The organism is Burkholderia sp. Ac-20365, from assembly GCF_017104715.1.
Lineage (GTDB): Bacteria > Pseudomonadota > Gammaproteobacteria > Burkholderiales > Burkholderiaceae > Paraburkholderia.
This window is the reverse complement of sequence record NZ_JAAGPI010000004.1, coordinates 349691-362388: the sequence shown is the minus strand read 5'-3', so window position 1 is coordinate 362388 and position 12698 is coordinate 349691. Positions and strand designations below refer to the sequence as shown.

At 60.2% G+C, this 12698-nt stretch carries 21 protein-coding genes; 5 read left to right on the top strand and 16 right to left on the bottom strand.

The annotated features are described in order from the left end of the window. Positions 1 to 32 precede the first annotated feature (32 nt). Positions 33 to 305, top strand: a complete 273-nt coding sequence (locus G3O01_RS10695) for a hypothetical protein (protein WP_205804593.1) — start codon at positions 33 to 35, stop codon at positions 303 to 305. Between the two features lie 78 nt (positions 306 to 383). On the opposite strand, the gene G3O01_RS10690 is transcribed toward G3O01_RS10695, so the two are convergent. From G3O01_RS10690 to G3O01_RS10680, 3 genes are read right to left on the bottom strand one after another with little or no spacing between them, the layout of a single operon-like run. Continuing rightward, a complete protein-coding gene (locus tag G3O01_RS10690) occupies positions 384 to 986 on the bottom strand; it encodes a hypothetical protein (RefSeq protein ID WP_205804592.1) in 603 nt (200 codons plus the stop codon). Then, on the bottom strand, positions 986 to 1552 hold the full coding sequence (locus tag G3O01_RS10685; protein WP_205804591.1) for a hypothetical protein: 567 nt from the start codon (positions 1550 to 1552) through the stop codon (positions 986 to 988). Before G3O01_RS10685 ends, G3O01_RS10690 begins: the two co-directional genes overlap by 1 nt. A gap of 54 nt (positions 1553 to 1606) precedes the next feature. After that, positions 1607 to 2110, bottom strand: coding sequence for a hypothetical protein (locus G3O01_RS10680; RefSeq protein ID WP_205804590.1), 504 nt, complete (start codon positions 2108 to 2110; stop codon positions 1607 to 1609). Positions 2111 to 2866: 756 nt separating this feature from the next. Here G3O01_RS10680 and G3O01_RS10675 point away from each other — a divergent pair. After that, complete coding sequence (locus G3O01_RS10675) at positions 2867 to 3142, top strand: H-NS family nucleoid-associated regulatory protein (protein WP_205804589.1); 276 nt, start codon at positions 2867 to 2869, stop codon at positions 3140 to 3142. A gap of 71 nt (positions 3143 to 3213) precedes the next feature. Here G3O01_RS10675 and G3O01_RS10670 read toward each other — a convergent pair whose 3' ends face one another. The 6 genes from G3O01_RS10670 to G3O01_RS10645 all read right to left on the bottom strand — a co-directional run bounded on the left by G3O01_RS10670 (position 3214) and on the right by G3O01_RS10645 (position 7139). Then, positions 3214 to 3630, bottom strand: a complete 417-nt coding sequence (locus G3O01_RS10670; protein WP_205804588.1) for a hypothetical protein — start codon at positions 3628 to 3630, stop codon at positions 3214 to 3216. Between the two features lie 610 nt (positions 3631 to 4240). Further along, positions 4241 to 4528 carry a hypothetical protein gene (locus G3O01_RS10665; protein WP_205804587.1) on the bottom strand — a complete coding sequence of 96 codons (288 nt, stop codon included), beginning with the start codon at positions 4526 to 4528 and terminating at the stop codon, positions 4241 to 4243. Between the two features lie 112 nt (positions 4529 to 4640). Next, the gene (locus G3O01_RS10660; RefSeq protein WP_205804586.1) at positions 4641 to 5075 is read right to left on the bottom strand and encodes a hypothetical protein; all 435 of its coding nucleotides are present in this window, start codon (positions 5073 to 5075) and stop codon (positions 4641 to 4643) included. Positions 5076 to 5126: 51 nt separating this feature from the next. Next, the gene (locus G3O01_RS10655) at positions 5127 to 5768 is read right to left on the bottom strand and encodes a hypothetical protein (RefSeq protein WP_205804585.1); all 642 of its coding nucleotides are present in this window, start codon (positions 5766 to 5768) and stop codon (positions 5127 to 5129) included. A gap of 138 nt (positions 5769 to 5906) precedes the next feature. Beyond that, on the bottom strand, positions 5907 to 6563 hold the full coding sequence (locus tag G3O01_RS10650) for a hypothetical protein (RefSeq protein ID WP_205804584.1): 657 nt from the start codon (positions 6561 to 6563) through the stop codon (positions 5907 to 5909). A 75-nt stretch (positions 6564 to 6638) separates the two neighbouring features. Beyond that, complete coding sequence (locus tag G3O01_RS10645) at positions 6639 to 7139, bottom strand: hypothetical protein (protein ID WP_205804583.1); 501 nt, start codon at positions 7137 to 7139, stop codon at positions 6639 to 6641. Between the two features lie 463 nt (positions 7140 to 7602). Between G3O01_RS10645 and G3O01_RS10640 the strand changes: the two genes are divergently transcribed. After that, positions 7603 to 8118, top strand: coding sequence for a hypothetical protein (locus G3O01_RS10640; RefSeq protein ID WP_205804582.1), 516 nt, complete (start codon positions 7603 to 7605; stop codon positions 8116 to 8118). A gap of 50 nt (positions 8119 to 8168) precedes the next feature. After that, the gene (locus G3O01_RS10635; protein ID WP_241023822.1) at positions 8169 to 8528 is read left to right on the top strand and encodes a DUF2471 family protein; all 360 of its coding nucleotides are present in this window, start codon (positions 8169 to 8171) and stop codon (positions 8526 to 8528) included. 78 nt (positions 8529 to 8606) lie between these two features. Here the strand turns inward: G3O01_RS10635 and G3O01_RS10630 are convergent, their stop codons facing one another. The 6 genes from G3O01_RS10630 to G3O01_RS10605 all read right to left on the bottom strand — a co-directional run bounded on the left by G3O01_RS10630 (position 8607) and on the right by G3O01_RS10605 (position 11513). Continuing rightward, complete coding sequence (locus G3O01_RS10630) at positions 8607 to 9467, bottom strand: hypothetical protein (RefSeq protein ID WP_205804580.1); 861 nt, start codon at positions 9465 to 9467, stop codon at positions 8607 to 8609. Positions 9468 to 9633: 166 nt separating this feature from the next. Beyond that, positions 9634 to 9801, bottom strand: coding sequence for a hypothetical protein (locus G3O01_RS10625; protein WP_205804579.1), 168 nt, complete (start codon positions 9799 to 9801; stop codon positions 9634 to 9636). 129 nt (positions 9802 to 9930) lie between these two features. After that, complete coding sequence (locus G3O01_RS10620; protein WP_205804578.1) at positions 9931 to 10251, bottom strand: hypothetical protein; 321 nt, start codon at positions 10249 to 10251, stop codon at positions 9931 to 9933. Between the two features lie 62 nt (positions 10252 to 10313). Then, positions 10314 to 10652 (bottom strand): hypothetical protein, encoded by a 339-nt coding sequence (locus G3O01_RS10615; protein WP_205804577.1) that lies wholly within the window; start codon positions 10650 to 10652, stop codon positions 10314 to 10316. An 18-nt stretch (positions 10653 to 10670) separates the two neighbouring features. Next, positions 10671 to 11012: a hypothetical protein gene (locus G3O01_RS10610; RefSeq protein WP_205804576.1), complete on the bottom strand. Its 342-nt coding sequence runs from the start codon at positions 11010 to 11012 to the stop codon at positions 10671 to 10673. Between the two features lie 117 nt (positions 11013 to 11129). Beyond that, entirely contained in the window at positions 11130 to 11513 is a 384-nt protein-coding gene (locus G3O01_RS10605; RefSeq protein WP_205804575.1) for a hypothetical protein, read from the bottom strand. Between the two features lie 155 nt (positions 11514 to 11668). Here G3O01_RS10605 and G3O01_RS10600 point away from each other — a divergent pair, with 155 nt between their 5' ends. After that, complete coding sequence (locus G3O01_RS10600) at positions 11669 to 11902, top strand: hypothetical protein (protein ID WP_205804574.1); 234 nt, start codon at positions 11669 to 11671, stop codon at positions 11900 to 11902. A 24-nt stretch (positions 11903 to 11926) separates the two neighbouring features. Here G3O01_RS10600 and G3O01_RS10595 read toward each other — a convergent pair whose 3' ends face one another. Beyond that, a complete protein-coding gene (locus G3O01_RS10595; protein WP_205804573.1) occupies positions 11927 to 12691 on the bottom strand; it encodes a hypothetical protein in 765 nt (254 codons plus the stop codon). Between the last annotated feature and the right edge of the window lie 7 nt (positions 12692 to 12698).

The window sequence follows — 12698 nt, the reverse complement described above, 5'->3', positions numbered from 1 at the left end:
ACCATCGCACCAAGGCGAAACGGACAATTCTTGTGAGCTTTCACATTACCCCGGATCAAATCCTGCACGTGGCATACGCGACCGGATTGGTCGGTATCGTTTGCAGTTTGCTTATCGCTCGCTTCGGTTCCCATGACAATATCCGGTGGGGGTTGCTGGTAGTCGTAGTGGCCTACCTCACCATGGCGAACGTCTGGTTCTATCAAGATGCGTTTGTTGTTTGGTCATCATGGGGCTGGATTCCCATGGCGGCGGTTGGCATCCTTGCCGTCGTCGGCACCATCGTCGCAGCCAGACCGGGCTGACGCACTGCCATAGCCCAAGTCGTAACAGTCGGCCGCCCGGTGAACGACAGATTTTTTTTCACCGGGCGCCAGCGACCGTCAGCGCCCTTTAAGCCTCGGAATGCACGTCAGTCCTCTCACACGCCAGTGCGTTGCCGCATCCGCTGCATCTGCGACCAGATCGACATTGCACGTCTGATCGGAAACATTTGATGTGTAGGTGATTCGCTCTGGCGTGATCTCTGTCGGCCGCATGTCGATGAACATGGATGCAAGTGCCTCCAACGCCACCCGCCTCGCAGCGTCTTCATCGATGCGGGTGGCCGTCGCTTCGCCCGTCGAGAGATTGACCCTAACCCGATATTGGACTTTCGTTACCGTGACACGGCTACTGTTCAAAAGCAGACCGTCCCCCTCAAGGATAGTGCCCTTCACAAGCGCGTCAGTGAAACCCGTAGCTTCGACCTTCCCCAGTGTCACCGAGTCGGGGACGAATTTCCGTTGGCCCTTGTCGTCGCCTTGCACGGCCTGAATGCCTATAGCGCGGATCAGGTCCGGGTCTACTCGCGGACTGCGCGTGATGACCTTTGCCTGCTCGGGCACACTGACTGTGGTCGCTGCCGCGGGCAGAGCGGCGCAAACTGCCGCCGTAGCGAGAATGGCACCGGCCAGCGCGCCGCCGATTTTTGTATATCCACCCATCACGCCTCCTTCCTGTTGCCTAAGCACGAGCACGCGGGCACCGCGAATGAACCCGAAAGAAAAAGCAAAACGGCAACCCATTTGATCTTGTCTGCCAGCCCGGGATCCAATACCCAAATCAGCCCGTAGCCGATAATCGCGGCAGCGACGAACAGCGTCAGCGCCGTCCAGATGATTCGTGTAGGCCTGCGCGCGCGCCGTCCGTCACTTGCCGTCGCTCTGGTCGCTGGCGGCCGCTCGAGCTCAGTTGCATCCGCCGCCGGCGCCAGACGACCGGGAACAATACCGGTCGCCTTGTCGCCTATCCGCCTGGTAGCGGCATCAGCATTATCGAGCAAGCCTGCGGCGAGGTTCAGCACTGCGTCGTGCGCGAGTGCTTTGTCAGTTGCCTGCACGCCCAGCAGGAGGCAGGCCGCGTTAAGCGCCTGATCTGATCGCATCGTCCTGGGGCTGGCTGCTGCGTCGGGATCGTGGATCACATGGAAGCCGTACTTGGGAAGCGCACGGATCGCGCTGACCAGATCGGCCGCGCGCACTACGTCTTTGTCGTCTAGCGTTCGAATCATCCTGTCCTTTTGCGGCTTTGGTACGAACCACGGCGCCTCTGTGACGCCGGCGCTTTACGCCGAACAGGCTGTCGTGACGGTTGCCGTCAGTGCAGCGGAGCGATCGATACCTGCCGCGCCGTCGGCGGTCTGGCGGATATACAGACGCCAGCCACTACCTTCCTTCGGCATCGCGTAGTCCACCGTCTGTCGGGGCGAAACGCTGCTATTCGACCCAGGGACGATGGATACGAACGGGCTCTCACCTTTCTCGCAGATCGGAGCGGCGACAAACTGCAGGTCCCGCGCGTCGGCGATCGTTTGCTTGATCGTCACATGGCCTATGCGCTCCCATTTCCCGTCGTGACACAGGAGCACCGCACCATCGCGCGCTGCGCCAAGCGCCCCAGCTACACCGCATTGGGCACCTGTCGGCGTATTCGCGAGAACCAGCTCGCTCACGCTTACCTGCCCGACAGAGACCGAATCTGCCGTCTCTGACATGGCAACAGCAGAAATACCGAAGCACGACATCGCGACCGCCGCGAGTGTTATCACGCTTTTCTTGCCCATCAACATCCCCTTTTCGGTGGGCGCGGCTCGCCGCTGTCGCATACGCGTCCGGCACCCGATTAACGATGAACATCCGGGGAGCTATATCGGCCGCAATAGGGGATTTTTCAGCCTCGCGGTAGTAGTCCGGGCGGTGACTACACAAAGACTATGAAAAATATCTGACAGTCCAACTGAAAAACGCGAGCGAGCCGTCGAAATGGCAGGTATTCCCATCCAAAGGAGTTCGCCGTGAGCGCTCTTTCGATCGCTTTGACTGCAGGCGCATCGGCCGTTGTCGCCCTTGGGCTCATCGGTTGCGCTGGATTCGCGGCATTCGCCGCGATAGCGCGGGCGACCCGGGGTGGCCCAGTGCGGCGGCGCGTCGGCCGATAGCGATCTTGCAAAGCTACATTTGGTATCCGCGCGCTTAATCCCCCGCAGAACCAACTAGCAACGATCAACTGAATGCGGCTGCTCCCCCGCCATTTACGTCCTCGACACCTAATCCCTCCCACGTGGGCCGCGCTCCGGACACTGCGGTGCACGCAGGAGAAGCGCCACGTTCCTCCCGGCATAGTCGTCGTCCCGGCTCCTGGAACTCCTCACCTTTTCTAAATTTCCGTCGGGGGTTCCCCCGCCGTACGACAGAACTTCACCATCTTGAAAACGGGGTGCTCCTGAAAAGCCTCACCTTCGGGTTAGTTCGCCCTGACGAGCGCTCCCGTCGGAACGCTGCCTCGTCGTGTCCGATTCATTGACCGGGATCAGACATGCCTTAACATGAAGCTTTTCCGGGCTACGCTCGACCACATTCTTCCTTCAATGGCTACCTATCTTCAACTCCTAGCCGAGCGGCGCGATCTCGACGAAAAAATAAAGCTGGCTCGTCCCCAAGCCGCGAGGGAAGCACTCGAAGCGGCACGTGCTGCCATCGCTGAGTTCGGATTCACGCCGGCAGACCTGTTCGGCAAGCCAAAGAAGAAAAAGAAACCGCGCGTGCGGGCGCCCAATGACCAATCCACCGTCGACACGCGCACAATGGATCTGTTCGAATAGCCATCTGAAAACCGGGCGTAAGGGCGCCACGTCAAGCAGCGCAACCGAGATCGCCCTGCCTCAGGCAGCGGTCACTCACACCACCGGTGACCACTGGTGTCAAAGCCGCTCATCCCTCCTATCATCGGTTGGCCTGTAGACGGATTGTTAAGCGTCGGCTCATACGCCGGGCACGGCGCGGCGAAGTCCGCCACCGTCGAAAAGTCGTGCCCCGGTGCAGCGTGCAGATACTCACCCGACGCGTCGCTCACCGTGTGGTCCGAGAAGTCGTGACCCTCGCGGATGCGATGTTCGAGCCAGAAGGCGCGAGCGATCGCCCTTTGGATGAAGGACAGAAAGCCGAAGAACAGGCCCGGCACAGCAGCAATCTTGACCATCAGGACGTCGCCCCCACAACAGGAAACGATGACAGCAGCCACTACGAAGGCGCCGACGAGGCAGAGCAGGTTGCCGGCGAGATGGGTGATGACGTGAAAATAGAATCGCACGAATGAATCTCCGGGGATTGGCGAGTCCAGGACTCAACTCGCGCGCGACCAAATGGGCCACTGCGCAATGGGAACGGTGCAGACGAGCTTAACGAGCGCGACGAAACCCGGTTGCGGCCCATGCTCGAGCCTCAGCGTCGGTAAGCGCTGTATTTGCTGGCACCCAGATCGCGCCGCCCGATGACGTGCGAACGGCGATGGTCAAAACGCCCGACTCGTACGCGATGCCGACGTACAGGCCGAGGCTGCCCCGGTATGCCCGGGTAGCCCAGATCACCGTGCGTTTAGCGGGAGTAGTTTTGCGTGCGGGCTGGACGGCCCGGGGGGAAGAATCTTGCATGGAAGACCTCTGCGCGATGCGCGAACGAATTCAACGAACAGACCCAAGGCGGGTGCTGACTTAGAAATTGTTGAATTCGCTGATCGGCAGCGAGAGGTATGGCAGCCTCCGCTCTTCTGAGCAGAGAGACCGCGAAACGGATACTACTCGAGGACTTATGAAAAGGGAAGTAACCGTCGAATCTCGAAGTACGGTTACAGCCCCAACCGGGTACCGCTCCACTGGCGGACGACCGCAACGGAACGCAGAGCGGGGGTCCGCCGGAGTGCGTCAAGTCAACGCGAAGTGGGCCAGACCGATCCCAAAGACGATGAGAAAACTTCCCGCCACGTTCAGCAAAAGATGCCGCCAGCCCTCGCGGATCTGTATCCCCAGAATCTTGCTGAACGTGCCCCACCAATAGCCGAAGAAACAGATCGCGGTCAGGTACCCCGATATATGAATGTTCGCAAGCCGGCATACGAGAACGAACACTACCAGCAGAACGACCGACTGAAGCGCGTTTCTTGTGACTTCAGCATATGACGGCCTTCTGATCTCAACACCCAGAATCTTCAACTCACCTCCCTCGTCTCCCGACCTTGCGTTTTGCCCAACGACGATGGCGCGATGGCACCGCCACTCTTCCAGTAGCCGTGCTTGGGGCCGCGCTTTCAGTGCTGGCCGACACTTAACGCCCCGCGGCCGTTACGCGAACATGTAACTTGCCTTCACCCGGTATCAGGGCGACCTCACCTTCCTCGCCTTTGATCTCGGCCCAGAAGCCGGGCCCCCGGACAGTGGGAGAACGAGTTTCCCCCGTCACGACGAACTCGCCGTACGTCAGGTCACGTACATCAAAGCTCACCGATTTGCCGGAATCTGCATCGCACGGGTTTAGCAACGTCCAGTGCACGGAATACGGGTCGATCTCGCGAGGATCGTGCATCGTACGCACTTTTCCATCCAGCGGTACGACAACAGACATTTGCTGAAACTCGACCACCCGGTTGTCCTGGCAATAGATCGACGCGGAAACCTCGTACGTCCTTCCCGCCGCCTTGTCGGCAGCCGTGGCCGCTCCCGCCATGCTCAGCAGACAGATCAGCAAGGTAATATTTCTCATTCTGCAGCTTCCTTTTTCGGCTTGCGTTATCCGGAGTTTGCCAAATGGAAATCACTGGAGCGCAGCTACAGCAACGCGCTCGGTACCGATTTGCATCATTGAGTCGAAGCCCAACCCGTTCGCATCAGCGGTGTTGCCGTGCGCGTCGTAGAGCGTGTGGCAATCCGCGCAATAGAGAAGCTCCTGATAGCGCGCGAGGCGCTGAGGGTACACCTTGCTATTGAGGTGCGCTTCCTCGTCTCCAGCGCGAAGCACCCGGTACACCAGATAAGGCACCGCGGCGATCGCTGCAATCGCGCCGAGCCACTTGATCGCTGTCAAAAGTACCGAACTGACGTTGTCGAACGATGTGCTGCCATCTGTCATCCCGAACATATCGAACATCGCAGGCGCAAACTGAATGGCGGCCAATGCGAAGACGACCGAGAAGACGATGGGCAAAATCGGCACGTTAAACGGCGCGGGTTCTTCGAACGTTACAGCGCGCTTTGTCGAGATCTGGCCGTGCTCGGAGTATGAGCCGCCGCCGAACCCGATGCCAACACCTCCGGTGCCAATACCGATGCCCGAACCCGAGAATGTTCCGCTCTTGTCCCAGACCTGCGTTTCCGCATAGTTCATTGCGGCAACCGAACGGCCCGGGGCCGAGCAACGGGGACACGTGCAGCCGACCGTTTGCGTGCGTTCACTCATCCTTGATCTCCTGGAAAGTTTTGACGGAGCTGACCGCCAACAGGATCACTTTTCGGACGTCACGCTGAAAAATTCAGGGGCGAACCGTCCTTTTCTCCTTTCACGCTCGGTCGGCGGCCTCGCGGCCCCCTTAGACCTTCAACGGATGCCTTCGACGTGCCACGCCGCAACTGTCGACGGTTCAAAGTGCCAAGTTTCGATGACGGCGGAAAGGCGTCTTACCGCGAGATCCTTGTCGCCACCACACATCAGCTCGTAAATCGCGAGAGTCTTGCCGAGCCAGTCGGCATGGTCACGATCACCGCACGGCTGCCGAACCACTTCAGTCAGCCGGCCTGCGCGCTCACGTGAGACTGCGTGCAGACGCAATCCGAATTCGAGAATCTGGCCGAGGGTCATGGTGCGCCTTGTCGACACGCTGGCGCCGAGCGCCTCGGCGCGACGTGCAAGCTCTTCATCAAGAACGATCTCTCCCACGCGTGCCGGGTGGACCTCAACCTCGCGCCTAAGCCTGAACGCGAGAACATCAAGCACATGTCCATCGTGGATGTGATGATAGTTGCGGTTGACATCCTCGCGTATCGCTTCAAGCGTCGCGGAGACTGCTGAGCCGAGCGCGCAGAAGTCGGTGGTAACGCGCTCTATCTCTGAACCGAGCCGATCGGCGGCCTCTCTTTCTCGGGACGCACACGCGGCAGCGAGGCGGTCGCTCAACCGCAGCCGACGGACCAGCACAACCGCTGTAACGCAAAGCAACGTGTTGGCGACGAGCGAGATGCTCAAGGCGACACTCATTGGTATTCGTTCCTGTCAGGCAAGAATTGAAATTGAGACGGGCATTCGTCCGTCCGCCAGGCGACGGGCGAACCGTTACGACGGACGACGTGCCACGACCATCACGCGATACTCCCGCCCTTCCTTGTCAGTTGCGACGACGCTCTTGTCATCCAACGACATCACCGTGTCGACATGCTTCTCCCAGGACTGCCGGCTATCTGCGATATCCATCACCAGGTGAGCCTTATTGTCGGGCTGCACCGATTTGACGGTTGCGACCACCGTAACTGCGCCTTCATCGTTACTGCTCTGCCAGACACTCCTGACCCCTTCGAGCTGGCTCGTCGTTCGCACGAACTCGACATATTTTCCGTTTGGCGAGGTGACGGTCGTACTCACGACGGTGCCCGCCAGTTTCCGGGCGTCCTGCCACTTTTCATTCGCGCAGATCAGATAGGAGTTGGCTTCTTCGCCACCGCTGCCGCTGTTTTCCACCGGGCATGCCGTGCCTTCGATCACAGCGGCGTTTGCGCCAACCGACGCGAGAGTTGCTGCGAGAATCGCGAGCGAGAAGACACTTTTCATGGGGTTCATTCGGACCGTCCGTTTCGGCGCTAGTTGGCAGCCGGGTTATTTGTGCATACAGCGCACGTCTGTTTATCTCTGGGGCTCTTCTCGATTTGACGCACGCTGGCGCTGATCGCCGACCGCTGCCCCGGAGTCGTCAAGGCATCCGATGCCCGTCTCAGAAGCCATATTCGGCGCGCCGCCGACTTTTTTCAGGCGCTGCGAAAGATTTTCGGCCGGCAGACGTGTTGGCGCGGCGAACTGATGCCGAGACCGACCGCGTGCCCCCTATTCGGACGTGGTAACCAAAACCCGGTGCCCACACCACGCCAAGGTTGGCAGAGCGCGCCGCCGCGTGCGGAGCCTTGCGCGCCGCCACCTGAGTGTGAAAATAGCGTAGCCAGCGCGCCCGTGAACACCAACGCTGGAGACTCGCCCCTAATCCCGGCAGCGCCCCGCCCATCCACCAAAATCGATAACAGGAGCTTCCTTGACAGAGCAAACCGTTACTCCAATTGAGCTCGCTGGCGTGCCCGATGCACTCGCGACCGGCGAAGGCCAATGGGAGCCGTGCGCCGGTTGCCATGAGAGTGAAGATGGCCAAGCCATCGGCGACTACCCGTACAGCGACGTCCTCCAGAGTGACCTTGGCGCTGGGTGCGTCGAGTGCGGCGGCATTGGGGCCGTGTGGATGCACTACGGCGCGTTTGCCAGCCCGGAGGGAATGGCCGCTCCGAAAAGTGAGCCGAACAGCGCCAATGCAGCGCGCAGGGGCACCGTACGAACAACGTCACCCGCTGGCCTGGGTCTGGCTGTACCTGCCGAATTCCTGCTGCTGTGCCAGGAAGAAGTATTCCGGGCTTCGCTCACCAGTCTGCCGCTCAAACTGCGCGCGATGGAAGAGCGCGGCTTTGCCACAATCGACGACCTACATGTCTGGATGACGTCGACGAGAGCAGCCTTTGAAGCTGCCGTAAAGGCCTCTCACTGTGCACCCCACGCATAGGCGGTCCCCCGCTGCTGCACCCTCGCGCCCGCTCCCGATAAAATATCGATATGACTACACCACTTGAACCAGCCAACGAGGAGTATTGTCCGTCGCCCCAGCGTCGGGCAGCGTTTGAGTCCGACCTTGACCAGGTCGTGCACACGATCGCGCAACGCTACCGTTCAAACGGGGCCGGCCTGACGTGGCAACTGGTGCGCGATATCCGTGAAGAGGCCCTCGCCGATCTGGGGCTGGCAGCACGCTGGCCGGGCGAAATGATCGAGCGCGTCGCGTCCGCCTCACCGATACCCCCACTGGACGGATGGATCGGGCCTGCCGAGATTGGCGGTCTTTGTGATCTTGCGCGGACTATCGCGGACGTATTTCGTGCCGCCGCGACTACCGCATCCCCGAACGTCGTCGTCTGACTGCTGGGGCTGCTGAACGTTGAAAGTGGGCGCGAAGCTCCCACTAACGGAGGGGGCGATGACCAGCCCCTGTTCGCATCAAGGCGCGATGGAGTAAGCCCGCCGCGCGGGTATCCACTTAAAAGTCTGATGCCACTTCCCGCCCCGCTCGCGGAGTTGCAGGTCGTGAAAACCGCTCGTCTGGCTCGTCAAAACGACCAATGAATTGTTCGCGCCCGTATCCTCGTGGTCGCGTGTGCCATCCTTGTGCCAGTCGCCCGCGATCGACTTGCTGAACGACATCGGCTGTGCGAATACAGGCCGTATCTTGTTGCCATCAATCCGGAACAGGTACAGTGCCTCGAAACTGGCTCCTCCACCTGCATATCCCTCGCTCCAGAAGGCACGCACACCGAACGCATAATCGCCCTGCCGAATCTTGTACGGTGCAAGATCAAACCTTGTCCACCCATCCGGCAACTCCTGAGGGTTCTTGCACTCATCCGTACATACCGACTGTGGGACATCGATGTTGGAGTGCGACCAGTCGGTCACCTCCTCGATGGCCCCTGTGGTGCGCGCTACGAGCGTCGGCGCTTTCCCCTCTGTCTTTTCGAATACTCCCAGCCAGGCGCCGATATTTTCGGGCCCTCTCCCCGAGTCTTCGCAAACGGGACCATCACGACGTTTAGACTCTGCCCTCGCCGGCGAGTCCGCAAGGCAGACAATGGCCACGTACGTGTTCGGACGGGCCGGCCAAGGTTTCACCCCCACCAGCGTCGCCGCCGCTGCGTCCTGGTCAGGCGCGAGTTGCCCGACGACGAACTCTTGCGTGAAACCGTCCGGGAGGCTGGTTCCGAAGCCATCTTGCTGTGTCTTGCTATCGGCGAATGTCACGTTAGTACTAAGACCCACCGCCGCAGCGATCAGGCCTCCGGCCAAACGACGCCAATTTGTCATTCGATGCATTTCCCATAAATGGTTGCTCTGGTGCCGCATGGAACGTCTCTCTCCGAACGCCTGGTCTGCGAAGGCACCTCCGTCGCCGAGATCAGAGTCTACTGCCTCCAACTTTTCAGCGCGAGTTCGCCGCGAGTCCACGCCCTTATTGCCCGTCAGGCTCAGATCAATCCTCCGTGACAAACAGCGCAATTTGCCTATCGACGGAAGGCACGATTACCTTGACGCTGCGACCCGCCCTGACGTCGAACAGCAACCTGGCGAGATCGTCGATGCACGCCTCGCGATCAACGCCCGTCGGCGTGAAGCGGCCCTGCTCGAGATCCTTCATCATTCTTTGCCGCTCAACAATGATTCGCCGGACGGCGCTACTTCTCGATACAAAATACTCTTCCATTGCTTCCCTGCCCGCCATGCGCGACACGGCGGCGCGTGTTACTCGCTGTTGCGCACGTAGATCCGGTCAGTATCCTTTGGGCGGATAGATTGCCGCATTTGTCCATCTGGCAACGGCGCGGCCGTTCTCCGTGACCATCTCGTACGTACTCGAGATCTGCGTGCCTGCGGGGAGCACGATCGACCCGTCTGGCATTCCTGAGCGCGCCGCCAGCAATTCTGTGTAGGCCTTCCCGGCCTGACGCTTCCAGTCAGCCGCCTGGGCATTCGCAAGCGTCTCTGCAACGCGTGCTTTGGCAGCAGCTGCTGCCATCCCGACTGCCGCCACCCATCCCACGAACCCGACCAAAGCCAGCACGAGAACCAGCCGATTCTGTTTCCTTTCCATTCCGCTCTCCGATACGCCTATGAGTGCGCACGCGTCAGTGTGGCCGTGCGCAGCCTGTCGATTCAACGATCGACCTTCTCTCCGGAAATCATCTCCTGCGAGGCACTGGCTTCACGCTGTTTTCCTCTTTTGGAGGAGCGCGTCTCGCGCAGTGCGCTTTCGCAAAGCACGAGCTCTTGCGACAGCCCCTCTGTGGCCCCCGGCAATCCCGCTAGCATGTTCGCCAGGTAGTTCGGCAGGTTGTGAGCAGCATCGCTCAGCTTTTCGATATCGAGTAGAGCCTGTTCCACTGACTCGTGGTCTCCCTGGCGAGCAAGCCGGCTTATCAAACGTATGCGCACGAGCGTCATCGTTGTCCAGGCGGTTGCTCGTTCTGCGTCGCTTTGTTCTGCTGTCGTCATGGGCGCGCCGGCTTCGCTTCAGTACGCGACCACAACCGCTTCGCGGTCGCCCAGCTTGAGAACAACCGAGGGTGTCGGATCGAGAATCACATACTCCGTGCTGCCCTTCTCGCGGGGAACCACATTGAAGTTGACTGGCGTCAGATATCCGTCATTGCGCAACGCGAGGGCAACCGGAAGCGACGGCACCGCCGAACTATCAAACTGCAGGTGCAGATGCCCGTTCTCGCGAAACACTGCAGATGGGCGAAGATCGCCCGCGCCCGCGGCGACGAAATTGACCGTCTGGGCGGCCCCGTTCGACTGGGCGTGGGCACATGTGCATACGACTGCGATCGCAACTGCGAGCATTTTCTTCATGGTTTCTATCCTTCTCAAAGGGTGTTTGAACGACTCACGGTTTCTTTGGATGGACCGCCCCCCGGATTCGAGTCTCGTCGACGTGTCCCAGCGAAGGTCCCAGCGACTGCAACGCGATCAAACGCCAGGGGTAGATGCCGCATGCTCTCGTGCATGCAGCATGAACGCGTGACGCAATTCGTGAAGTTCCGTGTCGCGCGGAACTGCGGAGCGTGTCGACTCGTGAAGTTTGTCTCTGTCTACGGCCAGAAGGAACTCAATATCGCCAAGCAGGCAGCGCGCTTGCGAACCTTCTGAAACCCCATCGAGCGCGTACTGCGCTGCATGCTCTGCCCGATCTGCGCATACGACCGATAGTTTCACGTCGAGAGGGCTCAAAGGCCTTCCCGCCTCGAGTTCGACCAGAAGGTATTTCGACGCTGCCTCTCCTGTCAGGGCTAGCGCGCGAACGACGCGCAGCACTTTTGCTGCAAATGCATTGGTTTGAACGGCGTCATTCATGCGGTTCCCCGGGGCGCTGTGCGGTTTGTTTTCCCTGTTCGTGGGAACCCTTATCGGCGCTCGCCAGCAAAAATTCAGCCGCCGATTCGCGAACGTCGTTGCGCGTATCGGGATGTCTGATACCGTCGTTCCTTTATGCGAATGAGACGGATGCTATGGATTGGATTCTGGAAAAGGATCGCCAGCCGACCCGGCTGGACGGACCAATGGCGAATAGCAACAAGGTGCAGGTCGAGGTGCTGACCCCATCTGGCACGGTGGAGCGCCGGAATTTCTTCGTCGCGGGCCCCGGTTGCTTCGATGACTATGATTTGCGCCCAGTCAAGGCCTGGCGGCCGCTCCTAACAGATGCTCCCGCCGAACCGAGAAGAAAACGCAGCTGGTATTGAATACCGGGGCGGGCCATTTGGGCGTTACGTGGGCGACTGACTCTGTTGATGCGCCCGACGTCGCGAGTGGAAGGCGTGAATAAAATCGGCAGTTGCGACCGCCGTGTCGTTGTCCCTCTGCGAGCGCGCTTCCCAGCACGCGTCTTTCACGACGTCAAGCGCATACGCGATTGGAATACGATGGTCCCGCTGCTCCTCCACGATTTCCACCGCTGCACCGATCACGCCCGCGTCCAGCTTCACGCGCGAGACATCAAGCGCGCCCAGCATCGCCGAGATTACCCTTATGCAGCCTTCGGTGCCCCAGGCGCGCGCGAGCAGATCGGCACCGCCGGCTGCGAACCAACACATCAGTCCGGCTCTCTCCTCTGCTCGAGGAGCCCACACTGTTGCGATTTCTTCCGTGTGCTGGGCCGACCGTAGCGTCACGGTGCCAACATTCTGGCCTCTCAGGTAGAAGGGTGTGGGGCCCGGCAGCCAGTCGCGGTATGTCACATCAGAAAGCAGCTTCAGCCCTTCCGTCGCCACGTCGTCGGCAAGCTCTCCAGCTATCAACGCGCGCACGTGGCGCGACATCCATGCGATGAAGGCAGCGTTCGACGGCCCGTTGTGCATATACGACCAGAACGTTGCCACCGGTTCGGTGGATTCGAAAATCGTTGCGCTCGGTCTGTCCTCGGGCTGGTGCGACGCGAAATCCAGATCAGCGGGTGTCGATCGCGCCTCCCAATGGCTGTTGGGCTCAGCAGCGAGCAAACCAGAGAGGTGATCAAGATCTTCCTGTTTCATTTGCTTC

Excerpts from the sequence above, each read along its gene's own strand:
- G3O01_RS10690 (WP_205804592.1), bottom strand. The coding sequence starts at position 986 with ATGGGTGGATATACAAAAATCGGCGGCGCGCTGGCCGGTGCCATTCTC.
- G3O01_RS10685 (WP_205804591.1), bottom strand. The coding sequence starts at position 1,552 with ATGATTCGAACGCTAGACGACAAAGACGTAGTGCGCGCGGCCGATCTG.
- G3O01_RS10680 (WP_205804590.1), bottom strand. The coding sequence starts at position 2,110 with ATGTTGATGGGCAAGAAAAGCGTGATAACACTCGCGGCGGTCGCGATG.
- G3O01_RS10675 (WP_205804589.1), top strand. The coding sequence starts at position 2,867 with ATGAAGCTTTTCCGGGCTACGCTCGACCACATTCTTCCTTCAATGGCT.
- G3O01_RS10660 (WP_205804586.1), bottom strand. The coding sequence starts at position 5,075 with ATGAGAAATATTACCTTGCTGATCTGTCTGCTGAGCATGGCGGGAGCG.
- G3O01_RS10655 (WP_205804585.1), bottom strand. The coding sequence starts at position 5,768 with ATGAGTGAACGCACGCAAACGGTCGGCTGCACGTGTCCCCGTTGCTCG.
- G3O01_RS10650 (WP_205804584.1), bottom strand. The coding sequence starts at position 6,563 with ATGAGTGTCGCCTTGAGCATCTCGCTCGTCGCCAACACGTTGCTTTGC.
- G3O01_RS10645 (WP_205804583.1), bottom strand. The coding sequence starts at position 7,139 with ATGAACCCCATGAAAAGTGTCTTCTCGCTCGCGATTCTCGCAGCAACT.
- G3O01_RS10635 (WP_241023822.1), top strand. The coding sequence starts at position 8,169 with ATGACTACACCACTTGAACCAGCCAACGAGGAGTATTGTCCGTCGCCC.
- G3O01_RS10630 (WP_205804580.1), bottom strand. The coding sequence starts at position 9,467 with ATGACAAATTGGCGTCGTTTGGCCGGAGGCCTGATCGCTGCGGCGGTG.
- G3O01_RS10625 (WP_205804579.1), bottom strand. The coding sequence starts at position 9,801 with ATGATGAAGGATCTCGAGCAGGGCCGCTTCACGCCGACGGGCGTTGAT.
- G3O01_RS10620 (WP_205804578.1), bottom strand. The coding sequence starts at position 10,251 with ATGGAAAGGAAACAGAATCGGCTGGTTCTCGTGCTGGCTTTGGTCGGG.
- G3O01_RS10615 (WP_205804577.1), bottom strand. The coding sequence starts at position 10,652 with ATGACGACAGCAGAACAAAGCGACGCAGAACGAGCAACCGCCTGGACA.
- G3O01_RS10610 (WP_205804576.1), bottom strand. The coding sequence starts at position 11,012 with ATGAAGAAAATGCTCGCAGTTGCGATCGCAGTCGTATGCACATGTGCC.
- G3O01_RS10605 (WP_205804575.1), bottom strand. The coding sequence starts at position 11,513 with ATGAATGACGCCGTTCAAACCAATGCATTTGCAGCAAAAGTGCTGCGC.
- G3O01_RS10600 (WP_205804574.1), top strand. The coding sequence starts at position 11,669 with ATGGATTGGATTCTGGAAAAGGATCGCCAGCCGACCCGGCTGGACGGA.
- G3O01_RS10595 (WP_205804573.1), bottom strand. The coding sequence starts at position 12,691 with ATGAAACAGGAAGATCTTGATCACCTCTCTGGTTTGCTCGCTGCTGAG.